At 44.1% G+C, this 21,655-nt stretch carries 14 protein-coding genes and 1 pseudogene; 1 reads left to right on the top strand and 14 read right to left on the bottom strand.

Annotated features, from left to right (window positions below; translation table 11 throughout):
- Both MVI27_RS02725 and MVI27_RS02730 read right to left on the bottom strand, forming a co-directional pair.
- Window positions 1-221: pseudogene (locus MVI27_RS02725) on the bottom strand (hypothetical protein); the annotation flags it as partial.
- A gap of 2 nt (window positions 222-223) precedes the next feature.
- Window positions 224-1,150 carry a phage baseplate assembly protein V gene (locus tag MVI27_RS02730; protein ID WP_246959164.1) on the bottom strand — a complete coding sequence of 309 codons (927 nt, stop codon included), beginning with the start codon at window positions 1,148-1,150 and terminating at the stop codon, window positions 224-226.
- A gap of 93 nt (window positions 1,151-1,243) precedes the next feature.
- Between MVI27_RS02730 and MVI27_RS02735 the strand changes: the two genes are divergently transcribed.
- Complete coding sequence (locus MVI27_RS02735) at window positions 1,244-1,426, top strand: hypothetical protein (RefSeq protein WP_246959165.1); 183 nt, start codon at window positions 1,244-1,246, stop codon at window positions 1,424-1,426.
- 63 nt (window positions 1,427-1,489) lie between these two features.
- Here MVI27_RS02735 and MVI27_RS02740 read toward each other — a convergent pair whose 3' ends face one another.
- The 12 genes from MVI27_RS02740 to MVI27_RS02795 form a co-directional block, all read right to left on the bottom strand.
- Entirely contained in the window at window positions 1,490-2,284 is a 795-nt protein-coding gene (locus MVI27_RS02740) for a hypothetical protein (RefSeq protein ID WP_246959166.1), read from the bottom strand.
- A gap of 1 nt (window position 2,285) precedes the next feature.
- The gene (locus MVI27_RS02745; RefSeq protein ID WP_246959167.1) at window positions 2,286-3,335 is read right to left on the bottom strand and encodes a T6SS effector amidase Tae4 family protein; all 1,050 of its coding nucleotides are present in this window, start codon (window positions 3,333-3,335) and stop codon (window positions 2,286-2,288) included.
- Between the two features lie 2 nt (window positions 3,336-3,337).
- A complete protein-coding gene (locus MVI27_RS02750; protein ID WP_246959168.1) occupies window positions 3,338-5,269 on the bottom strand; it encodes a type VI secretion system Vgr family protein in 1,932 nt (643 codons plus the stop codon).
- A gap of 924 nt (window positions 5,270-6,193) precedes the next feature.
- Window positions 6,194-6,598 (bottom strand): type VI secretion system tube protein TssD, encoded by a 405-nt coding sequence (tssD, locus tag MVI27_RS02755; protein ID WP_246959169.1) that lies wholly within the window; start codon window positions 6,596-6,598, stop codon window positions 6,194-6,196.
- A 1,160-nt stretch (window positions 6,599-7,758) separates the two neighbouring features.
- A complete protein-coding gene (gene pckA / locus MVI27_RS02760; RefSeq protein ID WP_246959170.1) occupies window positions 7,759-9,363 on the bottom strand; it encodes a phosphoenolpyruvate carboxykinase (ATP) in 1,605 nt (534 codons plus the stop codon).
- A gap of 130 nt (window positions 9,364-9,493) precedes the next feature.
- Window positions 9,494-10,390, bottom strand: a complete 897-nt coding sequence (locus tag MVI27_RS02765; protein ID WP_246959171.1) for a GYDIA family GHMP kinase — start codon at window positions 10,388-10,390, stop codon at window positions 9,494-9,496.
- 15 nt (window positions 10,391-10,405) lie between these two features.
- On the bottom strand, window positions 10,406-11,284 hold the full coding sequence (gene fabD / locus MVI27_RS02770) for an ACP S-malonyltransferase (RefSeq protein ID WP_246959172.1): 879 nt from the start codon (window positions 11,282-11,284) through the stop codon (window positions 10,406-10,408).
- Window positions 11,285-11,344: 60 nt separating this feature from the next.
- Window positions 11,345-13,252: an amino acid ABC transporter substrate-binding protein gene (locus MVI27_RS02775; RefSeq protein WP_246959173.1), complete on the bottom strand. Its 1,908-nt coding sequence runs from the start codon at window positions 13,250-13,252 to the stop codon at window positions 11,345-11,347.
- Between the two features lie 40 nt (window positions 13,253-13,292).
- On the bottom strand, window positions 13,293-14,876 hold the full coding sequence (gene bshC / locus MVI27_RS02780) for a bacillithiol biosynthesis cysteine-adding enzyme BshC (RefSeq protein ID WP_246959174.1): 1,584 nt from the start codon (window positions 14,874-14,876) through the stop codon (window positions 13,293-13,295).
- Window positions 14,877-14,885: 9 nt separating this feature from the next.
- Window positions 14,886-16,811: a putative porin gene (locus MVI27_RS02785; RefSeq protein ID WP_246959175.1), complete on the bottom strand. Its 1,926-nt coding sequence runs from the start codon at window positions 16,809-16,811 to the stop codon at window positions 14,886-14,888.
- Between the two features lie 109 nt (window positions 16,812-16,920).
- Window positions 16,921-18,489 carry a RagB/SusD family nutrient uptake outer membrane protein gene (locus tag MVI27_RS02790; protein WP_246959176.1) on the bottom strand — a complete coding sequence of 523 codons (1,569 nt, stop codon included), beginning with the start codon at window positions 18,487-18,489 and terminating at the stop codon, window positions 16,921-16,923.
- Between the two features lie 14 nt (window positions 18,490-18,503).
- The gene (locus tag MVI27_RS02795; protein ID WP_246959177.1) at window positions 18,504-21,356 is read right to left on the bottom strand and encodes a SusC/RagA family TonB-linked outer membrane protein; all 2,853 of its coding nucleotides are present in this window, start codon (window positions 21,354-21,356) and stop codon (window positions 18,504-18,506) included.
- Window positions 21,357-21,655 lie beyond the last annotated feature (299 nt).

Here is a 21,655-nt window from a genome sequence, read left to right on the forward strand (position 1 = left end):
GTAGAATAAATTCCATTCTTCTTTTGTGAAAAACTTATTTCGAAGTCATCTGTTATATCACTGCCCAAACGTTCATAACTCCCATAAAACACGCCGCGCTCAACTCCGTGATCTCTGACCTCGCTTGCTGCGTTGGAAATAATATTTCCCTCAGCAGAAATATAGTGATCCCCTGCAGAAATTTTAACGTATTTACCTTTTACAATTCTGGTACGAGACATAACTAATGATTTTTGCTTTTCTCACCACTGTTGTTTTTTACTTCCTGCTGCGCATTCTTTGTGATGTTTTTGCTGGAAGAAATTTCAATATCATGTGAAATCTCGTTTCTGATTTGGTTCGTTTCACTATGCACATCTCCCTCAATCATCTCCATCAGTTTCCCGGTGATGAACACACTGGCATCACCCATCACGGAGGTCATCTTCATGGAACCGACACTTTGGGTAGCATTCATTCCGATGGATTGTGAACTGTTCATGCCAATGGTCTCACTGCTGTTCATTCCCACACTCGTGGTCATATTCTCACCCACATTAATATTCATGTTCCTGCAGTTCAGCGTCATGGTTTCCGGTGCGGTGATGCTGATATTGCTGCTGGTGGTATCCAAATGGATTTCATTGCCACTCTTGTCGGTGATGACAATACTTTCATCTTCCGTAAAGATAATCCGGTGTCCACTTCTTGTCTGGATGGATTTAACGCGGTTATCAGAGCCTCCAAGACCCACCTGCCCGTGGAACATGCCACCCATCACAAACGGTGGGTCGGGGTGATTGTGTACAAAGCCGACCATTACTTGATCCCTAACTTGCAGGATGGCGACATAGCCACGGTTTTGGGTGATCTGATCGGTGCCACCGGCATCGGGACTCATCATGCGGATAAAGCTGGTGGTGTCATGCAGCTGCCAGTCAAAGCGCACTGTAACTCTACCCTGGCCCTGCGGGTCTGCATTGCTAATGACCGTGGCCATCTGCGGCTGAGCAGTCGGTGTGGTGAACTCGGGCTGGGGCAGATAACCCGTGTCGCTGGCAATGGCTTTAAAACTGCCTTTGTATTTTCCCGTGGCATCCAGATCGTGGGTTACTTCGGTAATCATAATGCGCGTGAAGTAAGAGGTCTCGGTGCTGTCGGTTTTTCGCATCTCCAGATCACAGACACAGCCCGGATACAGAAACGAGATGTAATTAACCTATTTAACCTTATTACAGCAGACCCGTTGTCTAAACGTTTTATTGTGAGAAACAACAACGGCAGCCAATTTATTGCAGCCGAAGTACAGGCGCTTTTGCAGAGAAAAACATCATCCAAGAGTTCAGCAAATCTTCCACACCACAGCAAAACACACGCATTGAAAGCTATCATTCCATCATGGAAAGCAGTAGATGCCACCGGTTCAGATTGCAAAAAGTATGAATAACATTAACGACTCGCGGTTTTCGAACTATACAAAATGTTGTATATTAAAAAGTCTGCCAGCCAATTAATACGAACTAATTACAAATCTGACTGAATGGTTATTAATATCTATTAATTGGAAACTCCGCAGTGTTTTCATTACCATATATTGTTTATCATCAGGCATGAAAACTGTCGCATAAATTGTAGGAGGATTAATAATCTTATTTTTAAAAACAACAGGAAATCCTGCATTAATTTTAATCTTTAATATATTGTCTTCTGTTACGCACAGGACTGCTGTTTTAGAATAGTTTAGCCTGACGACAGCAGGCTTTTTATATTTTTCACTTAAGTCGGACAGGAATAGTGACGAATTTTCGAGCAGTTCTGGCGGGAAATAAGTTGATGTAATATTCTGCTCTATTTCTCCAGTTTCCTGCTTAGTAAATTTTTTCGTTCGTGTGCTATCATGTGTATCATTCACTGCAAGGGTGTCATTAATTATCCGAAAAGTCCGCCCATTCGAAACATAATGGTTCCCCACACGGTAAAACTTATCAAACTCTACTTGCGCAGGTTCAGCTTTATAAAAAGCAGCTATTTCGTCCGTTTCTGTAATGTAAAAGAGAGGCAGCAGTTCTGTTGGATTTACTTCCAAATCGGGATTACGGATGTAATCCAAAACTGCGCTATTCACCCATATATTTCTCGCTACACCTTTCGTTTTCAATAGCGAATCATTTTGTGCAAATTCGGCTGAATCTGTTTTGAATAATAAATCCATTTTATCTTTCAAATTGTTGCCTTGTTTTTCCGCTGTTGTGTTATGACAGTTAGAGAATACTAGGAAAATAGACACCGCAAAAATCTTTTTCATGTTAATAAATTTCCCAAAATTTTATAATTGTGGCACCAAACATTTGAAAGTCAAACCCACTAACAAGTCTATCTCCATTCCAAACCTCTATATGTCGGAATTCATTGCTCCGACTATTAACTCCCCTGACTTCCTCTTCAAAATTTTCAAAAAATAAAATTCCAGTTTTATGTCGAAGCAACTGTCGGACATTTTGCTTAGTTCCATCAAATTGTTTGAAATTTCCAAAAACACCTGTATTAGATAGATATTCGGATAGGTTATAAGCACCTAAAACGTGACCATGCTTACAATAGGTTTGACCACCAGGATTTGACTTATTCTTGACATTTTTTAGTGAGATATCTGCTCCGGCAAGCGCAATACTCATTCTAATAGCACATTGATTATAAAAATCACCGTCGCAAGGTTTATATGAGTAAGGTTTCGGATAACTCTCATAAATCTTACGGAAAAGACTATCCTGTACTTTAACAGCGCCACAAAAAACATTTGAAACTCCTCCGTCAAAAAACCAATCATTGTCGTCAGCATAAAACTGAACTTGTGAATAACCTTTCGTTTTATCCCATTTTATATCAAAGCTGTCGCCGTACTTTAGATTTTTAAAAACTTGTTTTTCAGTGCTTCTCTTTGATGTCGTGAAGAAATACGCAGTGATATTCCCACCGTCACTATCGTTTGCAGCAGGATTTCCCTGTTTTACATTAAAACGGACTGGTACAATTTTATCTTCCGTTTTAAATTGCATTGCCTTTACTAACGGTTTTCTTAACGACTCTTCTATATGCTCGCTTAGCGTCCAGTGATTTCCTTTGATAGTTTTAACCCTAAAAAGCACATCTGAACCTTCGCTAATTTCTACTACCGGCACATACGAATTTTCCCAAGCAGCTTCAGATTCTGATTGTGGGCTTCCAAAAATGGTTTCTTCTGCAGCACTGAAATGGCTAAAGTTGCCAGCCGATGCTTCAAAGACATCTGTAAAAACCGTCCAATTACCTTCAATATATGTAATATGTTCGCCCTCCGTTATTCGTATAATAGACATAATTAATGATGTTTAGAGTTCTCGCCACTGTTATTGTTGAAAGTTTTCCTAGAATGAATATTATTGTTTCCTTGCGAAATGATTTCTCGTCTTTTAGAATTTTCTTTAACTTCCTTTGCTTTTGATTCTCTGTTACCTTTTACGAATTCCACCAAGCTTCCAAAAACATTTGTCAGGAAGTTCCCACCAACTGAAAGGGTTTTCAGAAAGCCAATACTTTCTATTTGATTCATACCCACGGAGTTTGACTGATTTTGCCCAACTGAGGTACTCTGATTATTGCCGATCGTAGATGTCATATTCTCCCCCACATTAATATTCATATTCTTGCAGTTAAGTGTCATCGTCTCCGGCGCGGTGATGCTGATATTACTGCCGGTGGTATCCAAATGGATTTCATTGCCACTCTTGTCGGTGATGACAATACTTTCATCTTCCGTAAAGATAATACGGTGGCCGCTTCGGGTCTGGATGGATTTAACGCGGTTATCAGAGCCTCCACCCAGCCCCACCTGCCCGTGGAACATGCCACCCATCACAAAAGGCCGGTCCGGGTGGTTGTGTACAAAACCGACCATCACCTGATCGCCTACTTCCGGGATGGCGACATAGCCTCTGTTCTGGGTGACCTGATCGGTGCCGCCGGCATCGGGAGACATCATGCGGATAAAGCTGGTGGTATCGTGCAGCTGCCAGTCAAAGCGCACTGTAACTCTACCCTGGCCCTGTGGGTCAGCATTGCTGATGACCGTGGCCATCTGCGGCTGAGCAGTCGGTGTGGTGAACTCTGGCTCGGGCAGATAACCCGTGTCGCTGGCAATGGCTTTAAAACTGCCTTTGTATCTTCCCGTGGCATCCAGATCGTGGGTTACTTCGGTAATCATAATGCGCGTGAAGTAGGAGGTTTCGGTACTGTCGGTTTTTCGCATCTCCAGATCGCAGACACAACCCGGATACAGAAAAGGAATCGAAGTATCTCCGCTCACCGTAAAGACATCCACCGCGCGGTGCCCCCAGGCGCTCTGCTGGGAGCTGACCACATCCTGATCGGTCTGCGCTCTTAGGGGCGCTACCTGAAGCGAGCGGGTCTTGAAAATCTGGTCGTTATTGCGGTAGGCTGTTTTGGCCAGATCTGATTTATGGCTGGCCGGTGTTTCTCCCGAGGTAAGTTTTGTATGCTGGGAAGAATTATAGCCGTAGAACTCAGGCTTTATGTGCACGGCATTCAGGTCCACCTGAATGTTGCTCACATTACTGCCATAGTGCAGCGTCAGCGGCGCTTCAGGCGCGGGGAGTTTTCCTAAGTGCAGTATTTCCCCGTCATAGTAGAACTGCTCACCATAAGCCACGGCCATACGGCAGAGGTAATTGTAATGGGTTTCCTCATACTGCGCTGAATAAGGAATCTGGCAGTGGTCATTTGCCTCGATACGGAGGTCAAACTTCTCACGGCTCAGCGCCTGAGAGATGACTTCCCGGGCAATAATACTCATGTTCACGCTCTGGTCGCCGCCAAAGCTCTGGGTATGGGGCGCGGCGTCCATCAAAAGCGTGGGACTCCCGCCGGAGAGAATTACAGTTCCCAGACCTCCTTTCTGTTGGCGGTAGCTTACTTTGGTGATCACCCCCACAAAGGTGCGCTCGGGGCTGTCTTCCACCTCGCGGTATTTTTGAATCAGAGTAATGCGTTTGCCTAAAAAGCTGTTGGCGCTCTGCAGCTGATGGTTTTCCTCAGCGCCCAGGGTATCGTGCGAGAGTTCGAGCTCAAAATGATGATGGGTATGGCTGTACTGCTCCAGGCTTAAATGCCGGTAATGCGAGATAACTCTGCCCTCGATGATCACCGAGAGTTTTACCTGGCGGTTGATGCCGCGCAGCTGATGCTCAGAAACAGCGCGCGCCGTGTGGGAGGATTTTAGGTTGAGGGAAGACATAGGCAGGAGGTTTGGGTTAAAGTTGAGGAGTTGTGCAGTGATTGAGTTGTTGAGTTGTTAAGTTGTTTATTTGTTTATCTATCTATTTGTTCTGCCGTTAAGGTATCTGGTCGTTAAGGTGTTTATTTGTGTATTTGTTGAGGCCTGTATCTGTTGATTGGTTTATCTGTGTATCTGTTGATTGGTTTATTGACAAGGCGTTCAAGTTTAGCGCGTTATTTTGCTCACAACATTATTTTTTACCTTTCTGTCCACGTTAACTTTATAATTAAATTTTGCTTACCGCACAAAATATTGAACACTTTAAGCAATTATTGCTAATAAAATTAAGGTATTATTTTTAATTACATAGCATAATTCCAAATCCACCAGCTTTCGGGACACTGCCGCGGATGAATTGCACCTTTAACATGCAACTGGTCTTATCGAGATATCATGACAGTAAATAAAATATTGTTTTCCTTTTATTTCGATATAAACTCAAGGGATGGTAGGATTTCCCTCACCTGTTTACCAAAAAGAAGCTCAACTCTTCATCCTGCAAAAAAACTTCCCGACCGGATGACTACCAAAGCAGCCGGACCGTATCGGGAAGCGGTTAACACAAATGATGAATGTTTTTTTTAGAGGTTAGAGGGTTAGAAATTAGAGGTTAGATTTGAAAGTGATAAACTTTTGGGGTTTGTATATTTGTTTATTCGTTTATCTGTCTATTATTTTAGTCGTCTGGTCGCTTTTTATCGCTAAGTCTTGTTTCAAAGATGGACCTCGTTTTGCCCGGACCTTTATTCTTAAGCTTTCATCTGCTAGCTTACAGACTCATACTTCAGACTTTCCGCTCCGGACTTCCGGCTTCCGACTTCTAACTTCCAACTTCAGACTTCCAACTTCCAATATCTAACTTTCTAATATCTAATTTCTAATCTATTTTTGTGGCCAGATTCCATCGTAGGAAGAGTTGCCGTAGTCGATCTTCTCAGCACTCACTACAAAGGATACCTGCATATTGTCTTCGTTCAGAGCATCGTAATCTACTTCGTGCTGGATCACGTAGCCGTTTTCCCATTTCAGGGTGGTGAGTGCACCTTCTTCGTGTGCCTTGTTAAAGGTCACCTCGCCGCTGGTAGGTTTGTACTTGCCGTTCAAAAGGCTTTCCAGAATGCCGCTGTCTTCAGTAGCTTCCACGGTGATTTTAATCAGCGCGTTGTTGGGATCCGAAGCTACGCGTCCGGAAACATCCGTAGATCTGGAGACGCCATAATTTAATTTTAATACTTTCTGCTCGTTACCGCCGTTGAATTTTAATACGGCTCTTGAATTGTTTGCCATGATGGTAGGTTTTTAAGTGTTATATGAATTGATTTGGTTTTTTAATTCAGAAGTTAGAGGTTAGAGGGTTAGAAATTAGAGGAGACTTGGACTTGTTGAGTTGTTTATTCGTTGATCTGTTTATCCGTCAATCTGTTTTTCTCTTTTTTCTTTCTTCTTTTTTCTTTCTTCGCTTCAGACTTCCTTCTTCAGACTTCCGGCTTCTGTCCTCCCGCTTCCGTCTTCTGTCCTCCTGTTTCCTGCTTTCTACATATCAAACTTACGCGCATCTTTTTCATAAATCAACCAAACGGAGCGAAACTTTGAAAAGTGTAGTAGTTTTACGACTTTTTATCGGGGATTCGGGCGTTTGCTGTATAATGTATAACGTACAAAGTATAATGATAGGCGATGGAAAATTGAATGCTGTATAATGTATAACGTACAATGTATAATGATAGGCAATGGAAATTGTATGCAGCATGCTGTTATTTATAAGCAACAGGCTACGCACCAAGCTTTAGTAAGCCCTTATTTCATAGATGATTGCGCACAGAACTCGCACCTTGCACCTCGCAACCTGCACCACGCACGGAGCACTTTCTAACCTCAACAACCCGTAACTTTAAACACGCACGGATTTCACAGATAAAAACGGATTAATGCCACATTTTTAAAATTGCAACACGTAACTTATATAATAAACGGAGCTCTTTGAATAATGGAAACCGACTTATAAACACAAGGATTTCACAAATAATTGTGCATAGACCTTGCACCTTGTATCCTGCACCTCGAGCTAAGTCGCACAGATTCCACAGATTTACACAGAACAATTGCGCACATGCAACAGTTTATCTTATAGCTCTAGCATTAAACTCTGCACCCTACACCTTGCAACCTGCACCCATTAATTTCAACAACTCGTAACCTAATAACTTCATAACCTCGAATTGCACCTTACACCTTGCACCAAAAAAACAGCCGCTCTGCCCGTTCCCGCTGCTCTTGAAAACAATTTCCCCTTGCGGCCGCGATGGAAATGGTTACCCCGCAGGGAGGCGGTGGAGCGCAGCGGAAACGACCGACCGAGGAGTATGAGTGGACAGCGCGAATTGTCCGCCCAAAAAAAAATTCCTCCGATATAAACCGAAGGAATTTCTGAGAAACAATTTAAAATATTATAACTGTGGCCCTGCTGCTACCAGACGCTTGGCTTCGTCGTTGTCGCAGTACTGCTCAAAGTTTTTAATGTATCGCGCAGCCAGGTCACGGGCTTTTTCTTCCCACTCAGCTGCATCGTTGTACGTATCACGCGGATCCAGAATTCCTTCGGACACATTTGGCAAAGCCGTCGGGATCTCCAGATTCATTACCGGAATGGTTGTTTTCTCTGCACTGTCAATGGAACCATCAATAATGGCATCAATAATCGCGCGCGTGTCCTTCAATGAAATACGCTTGCCGGTACCGTTCCAGCCAGTGTTCACCAAATAGGCTTTGGCACCGTGCTCTTTCATTTTCCCGATCAGAGTTTTGGAGTACATGGTTGGGTGCAGTGTCAGGAACGCTTCTCCAAACGCCGGAGAGAAGGACGGTTGCGGCTCGGTAATCCCACGCTCAGTTCCCGCCAGCTTGGAGGTGTACCCGCACAGGAAGTGATACTGTGCCTGATCATCGTTCAGCAGAGAAACCGGTGGCAATACGCCGAATGCATCCGCCGACAGATAGACGATTTTCTTGGCATGTCCAGCTTTGGAAGGCAATACAATTTTGCTGATATGGTAAATCGGGTAAGAAACGCGGGTATTTTCCGTAATGGAATTATCAGCGTAATCTGCTTCGCCGTCTTCTTTAACCACCACATTTTCCAGCAGGGCATCACGACGGATCGCGCGGTAAATATCCGGTTCTTTTTCTTCACTCAGGTCAATTACTTTTGCGTAGCATCCGCCTTCGAAATTGAAAACTCCGTTATCATCCCAGCCGTGCTCGTCATCACCGATCAGATATCTTTTCGGGTCTGCAGACAAAGTCGTTTTCCCGGTACCGGAAAGACCAAAGAATAAGGCAACATCACCTTCCTCGCCCACGTTGGCTGAGCAGTGCATGGAGGCCATTCCTTTCAGCGGCAGATAGTAATTCATCATGGCGAACATTCCTTTCTTCATTTCACCGCCATACCAGGTTCCACCGATGATCTGCATTTTTTCCGTCAGGTTGAACATCACGAAGTTTTCGGAATGCAGGCCTTGCTTTTCCCAATCTGGGTTGGTGGCTTTGGAACCGTTGATCACGATGAAATCAGGCTCGCCGAAATGCTCCAGCTCGTAGTTCGAAGGACGAATGAACATATTCGTCACAAAATGTGCCTGCCAGGCTACTTCCATCACGAAACGAACTTTCAGGCGGGTATCCGGATTGGTACCGCAGAAAGCATCCACCACATAAATCTTTTTGGAAGAAGAAAGTTGTTTCAGCACCAGCTGTTTGCAGCTTTCAAAAATCTCCGGTGTCGTCGGCTGGTTTACTTTGCCATCCCAGTGAATGGTGTCACGGGTTACATCATCTTTCACAATGAAACGGTCTTTCGGCGAACGGCCGGTAAAGATTCCGGTTTCTACTGCGACAGCTCCGGACTGTGTAACGATTCCTTTTTCAAACCCGGAATTTTCGGGTGCTACCTCAGCCTGATACAGTTCTTCATAACTTGGGTTGTAGGCTACTTCTTCGTATCCTGTGATGCCCAGATCATGGAGCTGCTGGATGATTTTGATGTTCTTCATGATGTCTTTTTATTACTTATTTTTATTAAAAAACAAATTTAACGAATTCTGTTTAGTTGGACTGTGCCGATTTGCTGATATTCGTCAGCGCATACTATTTTTATTGATTTCCTGTTCAATTCACTCATACTCAAAGAATTATTTCGCTCCATTTAAAAACAGTGCTAAAGCCCCGCTGCGCAAAATATTCACGATATCCGCTGAACTGATGGCTCATCACAAAATCTCCGCCCCAGGCGCCCAGACTTTTAACAAAGGCAGGGCAATCGCTGAAATACTGTTTTTTCACCGTTTTTAAGCCCAGGAAATCCGCCAGCGTTTGCTCATGTTCGGTCATGATTTGGGAGAAAGTTTCAAGGTCCTGCGCCAAGCGTGTGCGCTCCGTTAGCTCAGTACATTGCGCGAGTAAAGCCTCGGAAGTCGGCCGGCTCCGATACAGGGAAATTCCTTCCCTGCTGTTTTGTTTCTGATTAAGATGAATAAAAATCAGTTCTTCCTTAAAAGGCCAGTCGAGCGCCACAGGCTCCACCGTGCGAACCGGTCGGGCCATATACAGAATTGACGTCTGCTGTTGCGCCACGGCAATATCATAACCGCTGCCGCCCAGGCACTTTTCATTCAGTTCAAAAGCGTCGACGCCTGCCCACTGCGCCAGGTTGTTCATTAAAGTGGAACTGCTGCCCAGCCCGTAATTTGCGGGGAACTGCAGGTTCGTTTTCAGGGACCAGCTTTTATTTTCCGTCAGCGAAGCGGATTGCAAATGCTTCAGGGTTTGGATTACCTTTAAGACAAAGGCAGCAGCTTCGGGATTATTGCTGTTGATTATGGTCTCCGTTTGATAATCAATACTTGCTTCCAGCCATAAATCATGCTGATGAAATGCTTTCCAGTGAATCCGGGAGGAATTTTCCGTTAAGGGTTCAACAAAAAGCTCCTGCCCCCATTTGGTCGGAAGGGCAAGAGCTTTTGCACCGTCTAGGACGGCATATTCGGAAGTGAGCAACAACTTTCCGGGCGAAAAAATCATGATATCAGTTTAAAATCAAATCGCCGAGGAAACCAGCACATCACTGTTTATTTTCTTAATAAGCCCCTGCAGCGTTTTTCCGGGCCCTACTTCCACAAAAGAAGTTGCGCCTTTTTTAATCATATTCTGCACAGACTGGGTCCATTTCACCGGGCCGGTCAGCTGCGCAATCAGGTTTTGCTTGATTTCTTCCGGGTCTTCCACGGCGGTGGTGGTGATGTTCTGATACACGTCCATGGTAGGCTTATAAAACTTGGTTTCTTCAATGGCCTTGGCCAGCGTTTCCTGTGCCGGCTGCATCAGCGGCGAATGAAAGGCTCCGTTCACCGGCAGAAGCAAAGCACGCTTGGCGCCGGCTTCCTTCATTTTGGCACAGGCTTCTTCCACCGCTTCGGTCTCGCCGGAAATCACCAGCTGGCCGGGACAGTTATAATTTGCCGGAACCACAATACCGGGTGTGGCCTCACAAATCTGTTCCACCATTTCATCTGCCAGGCCAAGAATGGCTGCCATCGAACTTGGGTGCGCATCACAGGCTTCTTGCATCGCTTTCGCCCGAGTGGAAACCAGCTTTAAGCCATCCTGAAAGCTCAGTACGCCGTTGGCCACCAGGGCAGAAAATTCGCCGAGCGAGTGGCCGGCTACCATCGAAGGTGAGGTGCCGCTTACCGCTGCTTTGAGTGCCGCTACGGAATAAATAAAAATAGCAGGCTGGGTTACCTCGGTTTTTTTCAGATCTTCTGCCGTTCCTTTGAACATGACAGAGAGAATATCGAAACCAAGGATATCATTAGCAGAATCCATCAGGTCTTTAATGTCTTTTCGCGAGGCATACAGGTCTGTACCCATACCGACATACTGTGAACCCTGCCCGGGAAATACAAGTGCTTTCATATATAAATTTACAGTTCAGTCCGAAGACCGGATTTTTCTTTTGTTGTTGCAGTACTAAATTTAATTGGGAAGCAAACGCACTACGCGGTATCCCTTGTTAACATAAGCGCCGGAACGGGTTTTCTCGAATTCGAATTTCGTTGCCAGCTGGGTCTGCACTTTATTTATTTGTTTAAAAATTTCGCCTTTTTTGTTTTCGCGGGTCAGCATATCATTGGTCACATCGAAGCCAATCACAGCATATTTAGAGGGAGCCTTGCAGTACTTCGCGCGATACGCCGCCAGGATTTCTTTTTCGAAATTCCCTTCTGTATTGATGGTACGGTCCATCAGGTACACCAGTCCGGAAGGATTCAGTTCTTCAACTTTCTTTTCAAAAATCGGTGCGTAGTACATACTGAAGGCGCGGGTGCCCGGTGCTTCCTGGGCCAGGGTAATCAGGCGGTTTCCGAAGGCTTCACCCAAATTATCATTTTTACTGGCCAGTACCGCAATCACTGGCGCTGCCTGTCCTGTCATCATGTTTTGTTCCGGACGGATGTCTGCCGCGGAACGAACGATTTGTACCGTCGCATTGCGCAGTTGTTTTTCCAGGCCTGCTTTCAGATATTTAGCCTGAGTTTCATCGGAATCCGTCAGGATGTAAATCTTCTGTTCAGCGTACACGTCTTTCACTTCTTTCACAATGCGGTCTGCATACACCTCATCCTGAGTTTCGATGATGATGAGATTGTTGTAGCCCATCAGATCGTCGGAATTGGCAAAAGGCGCAACAACCGGAATTTTGTTGGTTTTCACAAAGTCCAGCACTTCCAGAACGCTTGATTTAAAGAACGGGCCGATAATTAAATCGGTATTATCTTTATTAATTTGTGTTAAAGAGTTTTTGAAACTTTTCTCGTTCCCGGCATCAATAACTTTGATGTCGAGCTGCTGGCCTGCCCTAGCGTTTCTTTCAATCGCAAGTTTAGCCCCGGCCAGGAAATCCAGCGAGAGGGAGCGGTATTTGGCATCGCCGGTATCAAATCCGAACGGAAGCATGAGCACCACATTCAGTGCATTGCCCGATTTCTTAACATAAGCGGCGTCCATTTTTTTAATTTTAATGATCATGCCTGCTTTTAAGCCCTGCGTAATGTTTGGGTTTAAAGAAAGCAGATCATCGAGCGTAATCCCGAATTTATTTAAAATTCCGAACACGGTATCTCCCGCCTGAACGGTGTAAGTTACATAGTCATCACCGGCGACCGCTGTTTCAGTAACAGGAGCAGCAGCAGAAGAAGAAGAAGAAGAAGAAGAAGCAGAACTATCCATGTTTGCACCTTCCTTCACGATAATCACATCCCCTGCCTGAAGCCCTCTGGCTTCCAGACCCGGATTCAGGTCATACAGTTTCTTTTGGGTGATTTTAAACTGACGGGTAATTTTGAAATAATTGTCTTTCGGCTTTACTTCATATTCATTTTCTGACAGCGCCACCACTGCAGGCTCAGTTGAAACCGGGGACGAAACTTCTGCCACCACCCGATCGGTATTGGTTTCTGCAGGCTGAACTGCCGGGGCATCGCCATATTTTTGGATGGCTGCCAGCGGAAGGGTTACCTGATCACCGATTCGCATGTGCGAATCCAGTTCCGGATTCAGCGCGCGCAATTCGGTTTCGGAGATATGATACTGTTTGGTGAGGCCGTAAATGGTTTGTTTTGGTTTTAAAACAATACGTCCCAGCGTCGCCTGGTTGTTGCCGGAAGCCGCCGGAGCCGCTTTGCCGTTAACCTGCAGCACTTCGCCAAGGGAGACCTGCCCTTCTCGGGTAGTAGGGTTGAGATTCTGGAGTTCCGCAATGGTAAGGCCATAGCGCCGTGCAATATTATACAGGGTATCACCTTTTACGACGGTGTGGGTACTTTGCGCGCCGGCATTGACTGTGAAGGCAAGCCCAGCTGCCAGAAAAAACTTTTTAATCATCTCTCTCGATAAATTATGCACAAAAATACTTCTTTTAAATTTAAACGCTAAAAATTATGAGTTGCGTTTTCCCGATTTCAACTGCGTCATAACATGCCTTCAGCCAGCCGGAACCAAGGTCACGATAGAAGACAGAAAAATTCCATTGCCGTTCCTGCCAGGAATTGTCAGGATGAACTTCAGAGAAAATTGTTTGCAGCCGCTGCACACGGTCCTGCTGTCGGATTTTCTCGGCACGGCGCAATCGCTTGCGCATCCGGACAAATGATTTAAGTTGCCTGGCCCGTTCTGCCTCCACCAGCGTTCTGAAGGTAACATCCGTCATTGCAGCCAGGTTTGCTAAATCTTCAAACTGCTCCACAAGTGCCGCTTCCTGGGCGTCCAGCACTGCCGCGATGGGATGCAGTTCCAGCAACTGACCGGCAATAACTTCTTCGCGGTTCCGGAAAAAATCTTCTGTGCGAAGGCCTAACTTTTCCGCCCGGTTTTGGATTTTTTCAGTTAACATTAAAAACGAATCACGCGGCAGCAACAGCGGAAACGGCAGTTCCAGCACCTCGAAAAAGGCAGGCAGTTCCAGCCAGTACATGATTTCAGCATTACCGCCGATATAAACCAGATTAGGCAATACCGTTTCCTGATAAGCCGGGCGCAGCACTGCGTTCGGACTGAACCTCTCGGGATGCAGCTGCAACTCTGCCAGAATTTCTTCGTTCGAGAAACTGATCTCACTGTCAACGACCACGAAACGGCCATTAAATTTAGTAAGGCGCCGGCGCTGTCCTTCCTGGAGATAAAACAAGTTTATATCGCGCGGATTCACCTGTACTTTTCCGTACCGGTTACTTAAGTTTTCAACAGCAGCTGCGGTGGTTTTTTCCAGTAGTCCTTCCTGCAGTTCGCGTGCAAAGGTTTCGAGCATCTGCTGCTTGAGCAGCGGACTGTCACCATCTAAAGCCAGCAGCCCGTAGTCTGCAAATAAATGCTGAACCAGAGAACGCGTGGCGTCGGTGAACGTCTGGCCGGGATGGTACGCCTTCTTTGCCATTTCGAGCAGTTCGTTTTCAAAGCGGGTGTCTTTTAATTCTTCTTTTAATTTAGAGATAAAGGAAAAATCAGTGAGTTCCAGGCGGCCAACGGCATTACCGGCTGTGCCTGCGGTGGCGTAGGTATTTTGTTTTGTTTTAAAGTGATTGATTTCCTCAAAATCGTGGTCCTCCGAAGCGAGCCAGAAAAGCGGCACGAAGCGATATTGCGGAAATTCTTTCGTTAAGGTATCAGCCAGTTTGATGGTCTGGACAATTTTATAAATAAAATAAACAGGCCCGGTGAAAAGATTCAGCTGGTGGCCGGTGGTAACGGTGAAAGTATTTTGAGCAGAAAGCGCCTGGAGATGTTCCTGCTGCTTTTCTGAAAGCCGGATGCCCTCGTATTGCGCATGCTGCACTTTTGCCAACACTTTTCGTTTATCAGTGCTAAAGTTTTTCTGAGCAATTTGTGCGGGAATCCGATTCAGCTCAAACCTGTACTTTTCTGCGCCAGGCAATTCATCCTGCAGAAAATCGCGGATTAACTGAGGAATGCTCGGAAGTTCGGTAAACGGTATGTTTGCAATTTCTTTCAAAAATAGTTTTTAACTAAATAAATACCACACAATACCCAGGTTCAGCCTGAAATCGTGCACCGGATAATACGGTGCAGCAAAAGACTTATTGCCCGTGAGTGCGGCATTGAAATGTTGCCCTTCAATAAAGAAGAACATTTTCTTTACCTTTAAATTTACATAAACATCCGCAATTGGCTTGCCACCGATGGCGTACCCGGTGGCACCCGGTAAAATAAACTCATTCAGCACCGGTGAAAATTCACGACTGTTAAATCTGGAAAAGTAATAAGCCTTGAGTCCGGCCTGAACTTCGGCAGCACCTTTGAAAACGCGTGACTGCCAGTACAGGTTGGCGCGGCCAATAAACGCAGGCATCGGATACAGGTCTTTTCCGGACAGCGCTGACTGAAAAAGTACGCGCGGATTCAGATGAAATTTGCCCCAGGAGAAAGTAGCCTCACCGCCCAACTGCGAGATGCTCAAGGCATCGGTACTCTGTTGTGGCTGCGCAGCTGCATTGAGGTACGTATAATTTTCAACACGGATGAAGTTGGCCATCGCCACCGTATTAAACCATTTTAAACCCAATTGTCCGCCTACTTCGGTAATCTGCTCATTCTTCGGGTCAGTCAAGCGGTAGTTGAACTGGCGGTAGACGGAAGGATTCAGCAGTAAATTAAAGGTGGGGCTGCCGCTTTGGAAATTGACATGTGCAGTGACGGCATAGTCCGGGATAGGTTCAAGACGCAGGTTGTTACGCGAACGAATGAAACTTCCGAATTCTTTTCCGCCCGAGATTTCCAGGCCGGCATTTAAAGCAACGCGCTCCCAGAGATTCATTTGCAGTTTCCCGACGACCCCTAATCGCTCTTCGGACTGCTTCGGCGGAATACCAAAAGTTTCGGGCAGTGCATCACCGATTCCCAGCACGATATGCTGATGGCGTACACCGGCTTCGAGTAAAAAGTTCTGCGTATCCAGCAGGGCTGAAACGGTATTGCTCAGGTTGACGGAATACTTTTTAGAAGACAACGGATACGGAATCAGGTCATCCGGGCTGCTAGAGAGAAAAGGCTCCGGCTGTTCCTGGCTGAAATAATACTTATTGCTCTGCCGATAAATGGTATGGCGCAGCCTGAAAGGAAACCGCGCCGAGGAGAAAGGCCGGAACTCATGGCTGTAATAAAAGCGCCGGTAGGCAAAGCGGGAGTTGGCCGTGGTCAGATTTACCGGAATATTTTCACGGTTGTTAAAATCGGAAGCATCATTTAGAAAAAGGTCTACATCCGCGATCCCTCCGTTTTCCTGATTGTTGATATTGGTATGCAAAAAGTGCCCAAAGGCGCGGTACTTTTCGTTGGGCGATTCGTAATGCGCAGACAGCTGGGTATTGTTATTGGCGGCCAGGAAATTCTGATAAAATCCCTGGGAGCGCAGGCCGGTGTACTCTATGGCAAAATTAAACTGCTTGCCGATGTTCTGGGTATAAGTCGACTGCAGCACGGCGCCATTGCGCATGGCATTGTGATAGACGAAAGCGGTGGTCGGTGTTTTGACGTCGTAATACTTGATTTCATCAGCCGTCCGGATGAGAAAGGATTTGCGAACCGGCAGCAGTGCCAAATCCTGCTCCGGATGATGAGTGAAGACCAGCGGCTGAAAACCGGCACCCACATTGGCAAACGGCGCGCGCCCGAAATTATCCTGATTGTTGTATTGTGAAAAGATAAATGTTTTATCGGCGGTCAGCACGGTATCAAACACTTTCTTTTCGGAGAACCGGGTTTGCCAGGTATAATCCTGAATGGTGGGTTTAAATACTTTCAGGCTGTCCTTGAAGCCGGAATCGATGACGAGTGTATCACCGGGTCTGACGCGGTTGGAGTCCGTTTTGTTGCGGATTTGGGCACCCACGGCGGCACTACACAAAACGAGAAAAAGCAGGAACCTCATGCAGTAGATTTGGGCTACAAATGTAAGGAATTGGAAATAAAGCAAGGAGAATGCTCATGCTTTGCCATAAAAAAGCCGCCCGGTGAGGGGCGGCTTGAAAAACATTATATTACTTAGAATAACCTGTATTCTGCTGGATATTGGGGTTTCCGGCTGTTTCACTAATCGGTATTGGTAAAGTGTACTTATAACTTCCGTTAGGAAGATTAGAAACGGTAACGATATCATCAGTTGGATTTCTATCCATTTCTACACCTGCATCAACTGCTAGTCTTTTCAAGTCAATTAGACGATGTCCTTCGAACGCAAGTTCAACTCGTCGTTCCTTCAAAATATCCGCCAATGCTACCTGCTTGCTGCTATAAGCAGGAGTCGTAGCAGTGCCCTTATAATTTCTTGCAACCCTAACCTGTTGTATATAATCTGCAGCTGCGCCGAGATTATTTTCGCTAACTGCACATTCTGCTAAGATGAAATAAATCTCAGACAGTCTGATAACCTTAATGTCATTTCTAGTTGCAGCGTTTGGAATACCAGGATATTTATCAATAATGATCTGGTCTGAGGTAATTGGCGAAGGCGATGTCAAATAATTTGGATCAATCGTACTTGTCGGATCAATAAATGCATATCTCCTTATGTCACCATCTGTATTATCAATTATGTTAAACAAGTTTCTACCCATGTTCCACATTGGAGAACCAGTAATATTAGACTGGTTTGTATTCCATCTGGTTCCGATCGAAAAACCTACTCCTGTCGCCTGACGATTTAGCGCAAAAATCACCTCGCCTCTGCTGGAATCATTCCAAATATTACGGTATGGATTAAAGGATCCTCCAGTTTTATAAAATTCAGCGTTCCATTCTGCTGATCCAATTGGTGGCGTCTGGTCATCATTCGGATAGATAGGTGTAGCAGGAGTCAAAGCAAGACCAGAATTGTTTAGAACACTCAGTGCATTAATTTTTGCTTCAGCATATTTACCTCTATATAAATTAACACGAGCTGCTAGCGCTTCAACAAAATTTAAATCTGCATAGTAACGGTTACTGCCACGTTTTAATATCCCGCGAGCGTATTCCAGGTCAGCATTAATTACATCAAAAACTTCTTTATTACTGCTGCGCGGAGTTTGGTTTGCTGTTTCCGGAACACCTTCGACAATAATCACACCCAGGCCGTTATCATCTTTCATATTTTCAGAGAAATATGTTTGTAGTTCCAAATAGGCAAACGCTCTCAAAAGACGTGCTTGCGCAAGTATACTATTATATTTGGCTAGTTCGGACGATGCCGGCGTAAATTTTGTTGCACCTTCCAGCAGCCTATTTACTCTGTTTATAACTGTATAATTGGATAACCAAATATTACTTGTCAAGGCATCTCCCTTGTCGAGAAAAAATCTATGCAATTGGAATTCTTGTCCTCCACTAGATTTTCCAGGTTTTACTTCGTCGGTTAGTACAGCCGATAGATAGATTTCATAGTTAGGTTCAACTGCTGCGTAAACGGCACCATTTAAAAACCCTTCCAAATTAGACACGTTGGTAAAAACTGCATCTGGATTCAATTCACCAGGCTGCACAATCTCCAGTGCATCTTTACAGCTGTTTAGTGTTGAGACTCCTGCAGTAGTTAGCAGAATTAATCCAACATTTATAACAAGTTTCTTCATTTCTGTAATTTTTATTAAAATTCAACATTAAATCCTACCGAAAAAGTCTTAGGATTCGGGTATATTCCTAAAGAGAACTGCCCGATAGGTTCGGGATCAAAACCTTTCCATTCTGTCCATGTATAGATATTCTCTGCCTGCGCAAATACCCTTAGTGCTTTTATAGGCAGGTTACCTAATTGATCTTTCGTAAATCCATAGCCTATGGAAGCATTTTTAAGTCGAAGGTAATCAGACTTATACAAAAATCTGTCAGATGAACCTTCAGTTCCCGCATTGTAGGCATCAATGGCTGGAATATTTGTATTGGTATTATTAGGAGTCCAGCTATTTAACAGATCCGCAGATCCATTATATGATGCAGCAGTAGAAGGATCCATTAGCCAGCTATACAAATTATCATAAATCCATCCGCCGGTTTGGTAAGTAAATAAGGCATTAAAGTAGAATCCTTTATAATCTAGGTCTACTCCAAACCCTCCTGACAATTTTGGCAAGTATGATTTACCTGTTAATCTGCGGTCACCCTCAGTTGGCTCTTCAGTGATATTTCCATTAATATCCAAGAATTGTTGCTCACCTGTATCAGGATTTACTCCTACAAATGGATACAAATGCCATTGATATGCAACACCTCCGATGGCATTAACGATATCATCTTGAAGATCTTCAGTATCCATCGCTAATATTTTATTTTTATTATACGCTGCATTTGCAAATACTGAAACTTTTATATCATTGTTGCGTATTACATTGTAACGCAGCAATCCCTCAACTCCACGGTTTTCCATTTCGCCATTGTTACCATTGATAGTGTATAAACTCGTAACAGCTGAAATAGAGATATCATTAAACATGTCGCTGGTTTTTTTGATATAATAATCAAAATTACCCTCAAGCTTATTGTTAAATAAGCCAAAATCGAGTCCAACATTAAACTGAGAAATTTTTTCCCATTTCAAGTTTTCGTTTGCGATTACTCCTACGCCAAATCCTGGTAAATTGCCATAACCTGTATTTGTTGATAAAACATCTCTAACCATATTTGGCCGCACAAATAGAGGATTCATGTTGTTAGTACCCTTAAATAAGTTTTGGTTTCCTTGAGTACCGTAAGACGCTCTCAGTTTGAGCATTCGCACACTTGAGCCCTCAAGAAAGTCTTCGCGATCTATATTCCATCGTCCTGCAACTGACCAAAATGTTTCCCATCTGTTTTCTTCACTGAATCGATAAGACCCATCTCTTCTTACAACACCACTTAATCCATATTTACTTGCATAGTCGTAATCCACTGTAGCAAAATAAGCTAATGTCCCAGCGTTATATTTAAAAGCATTAACGGTAGGTCTATATAAATTCGGAGTAGCCGGATTGAATGGCACGTAGCCAGTACCCGCTCCAAGCTCCCAATTTAGGGGATTTAAACCATTTTGCCGCTGTCCTTTAGATATATAGTGTCCTTTAATATAATCTAAATACGCTCCTACGGTAAGGCTATGTTCATCAAATGATTGATTATATGTCAAATTAGTAACAGAACTCACTGTAAAATCTTTCGTATTCGTCAAATCCTCCAGACCGCCATACTGCGCCTGCTGACCTGCTGCCACATTTACTGACAGGTATCCAGTTGGAGTTCTTGCAAATTCTCGATCTGACTCCTTAAAGTCAATACCCGTTTTATTACCTACGCTTAAGTAGTCTGTAAGCTTATAATCTGCTGCAGCATTTGCTAAAACGCTAGTTTCCGTAAACTTGTTTGCTATTCCTCCCCGAATAATATCCTGTAAAATCCAAGTACTTCTTCCAGATGTAGATCCTTTAATCTGATTGTACATATCCTGTCCATTAATAAATGGATATGGTTGTAGTGTTGCGGGTGCTAACACTGGGCCAAACAATGGGTTTTGTACAACGTTATTGGAGATATCTCCGTTTGTTTCCTGATCTAATTGGTGTCTTTTAGAGTATCCAACTGCTAACTGCGAGTTGTAAGTAAAGCGGTTGTTTTTTGATTTCCCATTCAGATTATTTCGGAAGGTAAATCTTTTAAAATCTGTACCCAATAAGGAACCTTCGCTATCTAAATATCCTAGAGACGAATAAGCAGCAATATTTTCTCCACCAAATCTAATACCTAAGTTATGTTGCTGGAGCATTCCGACTCGGAAAAACTCCTTATTCCAGTCAGTATTAGTTGGGTAATTATTAATCTGCTCATCAGTAAGAGTGGCACCTAGTCCTGCTCCGTAATTCTTATGAATAGTTAATAATTGTTTAGCGTCAGCAAGATTGTAATCTGACTCCGGATAGGTTGAAAAGCTCGTCAAAGCGTCATAGCTTAATCGAAGTCCAGAATTGAATCTCCCTCCTTTAGTAGTAATAATTACCACTCCGTTTGCTCCTCTGTTACCGTAAATAGACGTAGCCTGCGCATCTCTGAGTACAGAGATAGTTTCGATGTCATTTGGATTCAGATTTCTAAACTGGTTACCGGACGTTGCAAGACCGTCAATAACATACAATGGGTCTGTTGAGGCATTGAGTGACGCTAAACCTCTAATTCTAACATCAATCTTTCCTGAGCCTGGTGAACCTGAAGCAGCATTAATCTGGATTCCTGGCGCAGCACCTTGAACTGAGTTAAGGAATGAAATGTTTGGCCTATTTTCTAGAACCTCTGAGCTAATTGTTGTACTCGCAGCTGTAGATTTGGCTTTTGTGGAGGTCTTACTATAGCCTAAAACTACAACCTCTTCGATGTCTTCGGTCTTTACAGAATCTCTCTTCTGCTGAGCAAAAGCTGCCTGGGTTCCAACAAAGAAAAGAACTCCGGCGCTTAGCACTCTTAATTTCACATTCATATTAACACTATTTAATATTATATTTCTGCAAATATGTTAAAAATTCTTAACACTGCCAAACTTTATTTTCTTTTTGATTTTTTTAGCTGTATTAAGGCTTAAAGGCGGCAGCACTTTGCTTTTTATTTTGCGGAATTGGTATTTTGAAGTCATTATATGAAAGTGTTTTTGTCAGATCTTTATTATTTTGAAATTTTTATTTCTGAAAGCGTAGTGACCTTTCGGCTTATTTAGACCGGAGTTCTTTTCACAACAGAAAAAAACCCGCCTTCCAGCGGGTTTCTATCATGTATTACAGC

It is taken from the genome of Chryseobacterium salipaludis (assembly GCF_022968825.1).
GTDB classification, from domain to species: Bacteria; Bacteroidota; Bacteroidia; order Flavobacteriales; family Weeksellaceae; genus Kaistella; species Kaistella salipaludis.

What these genes read in the sequence shown, in the direction of transcription:
- tssD (WP_246959169.1), bottom strand. Translation starts at nt 6,598, where the DNA reads ATGGCAAACAATTCAAGAGCCGTATTAAAATTCAACGGCGGTAACGAG.
- fabD (WP_246959172.1), bottom strand. Translation starts at nt 11,284, where the DNA reads ATGAAAGCACTTGTATTTCCCGGGCAGGGTTCACAGTATGTCGGTATG.
- MVI27_RS02730 (WP_246959164.1), bottom strand. Translation starts at nt 1,150, where the DNA reads ATGCGAAAAACCGACAGCACCGAGACCTCTTACTTCACGCGCATTATG.
- MVI27_RS02785 (WP_246959175.1), bottom strand. Translation starts at nt 16,811, where the DNA reads ATGAGGTTCCTGCTTTTTCTCGTTTTGTGTAGTGCCGCCGTGGGTGCC.
- MVI27_RS02745 (WP_246959167.1), bottom strand. Translation starts at nt 3,335, where the DNA reads ATGTCTATTATACGAATAACGGAGGGCGAACATATTACATATATTGAA.
- MVI27_RS02740 (WP_246959166.1), bottom strand. Translation starts at nt 2,284, where the DNA reads ATGAAAAAGATTTTTGCGGTGTCTATTTTCCTAGTATTCTCTAACTGT.
- pckA (WP_246959170.1), bottom strand. Translation starts at nt 9,363, where the DNA reads ATGAAGAACATCAAAATCATCCAGCAGCTCCATGATCTGGGCATCACA.
- MVI27_RS02775 (WP_246959173.1), bottom strand. Translation starts at nt 13,252, where the DNA reads ATGATTAAAAAGTTTTTTCTGGCAGCTGGGCTTGCCTTCACAGTCAAT.
- MVI27_RS02790 (WP_246959176.1), bottom strand. Translation starts at nt 18,489, where the DNA reads ATGAAGAAACTTGTTATAAATGTTGGATTAATTCTGCTAACTACTGCA.
- MVI27_RS02795 (WP_246959177.1), bottom strand. Translation starts at nt 21,356, where the DNA reads ATGAATGTGAAATTAAGAGTGCTAAGCGCCGGAGTTCTTTTCTTTGTT.
- MVI27_RS02750 (WP_246959168.1), bottom strand. Translation starts at nt 5,269, where the DNA reads ATGTCTTCCCTCAACCTAAAATCCTCCCACACGGCGCGCGCTGTTTCT.
- MVI27_RS02765 (WP_246959171.1), bottom strand. Translation starts at nt 10,390, where the DNA reads ATGATTTTTTCGCCCGGAAAGTTGTTGCTCACTTCCGAATATGCCGTC.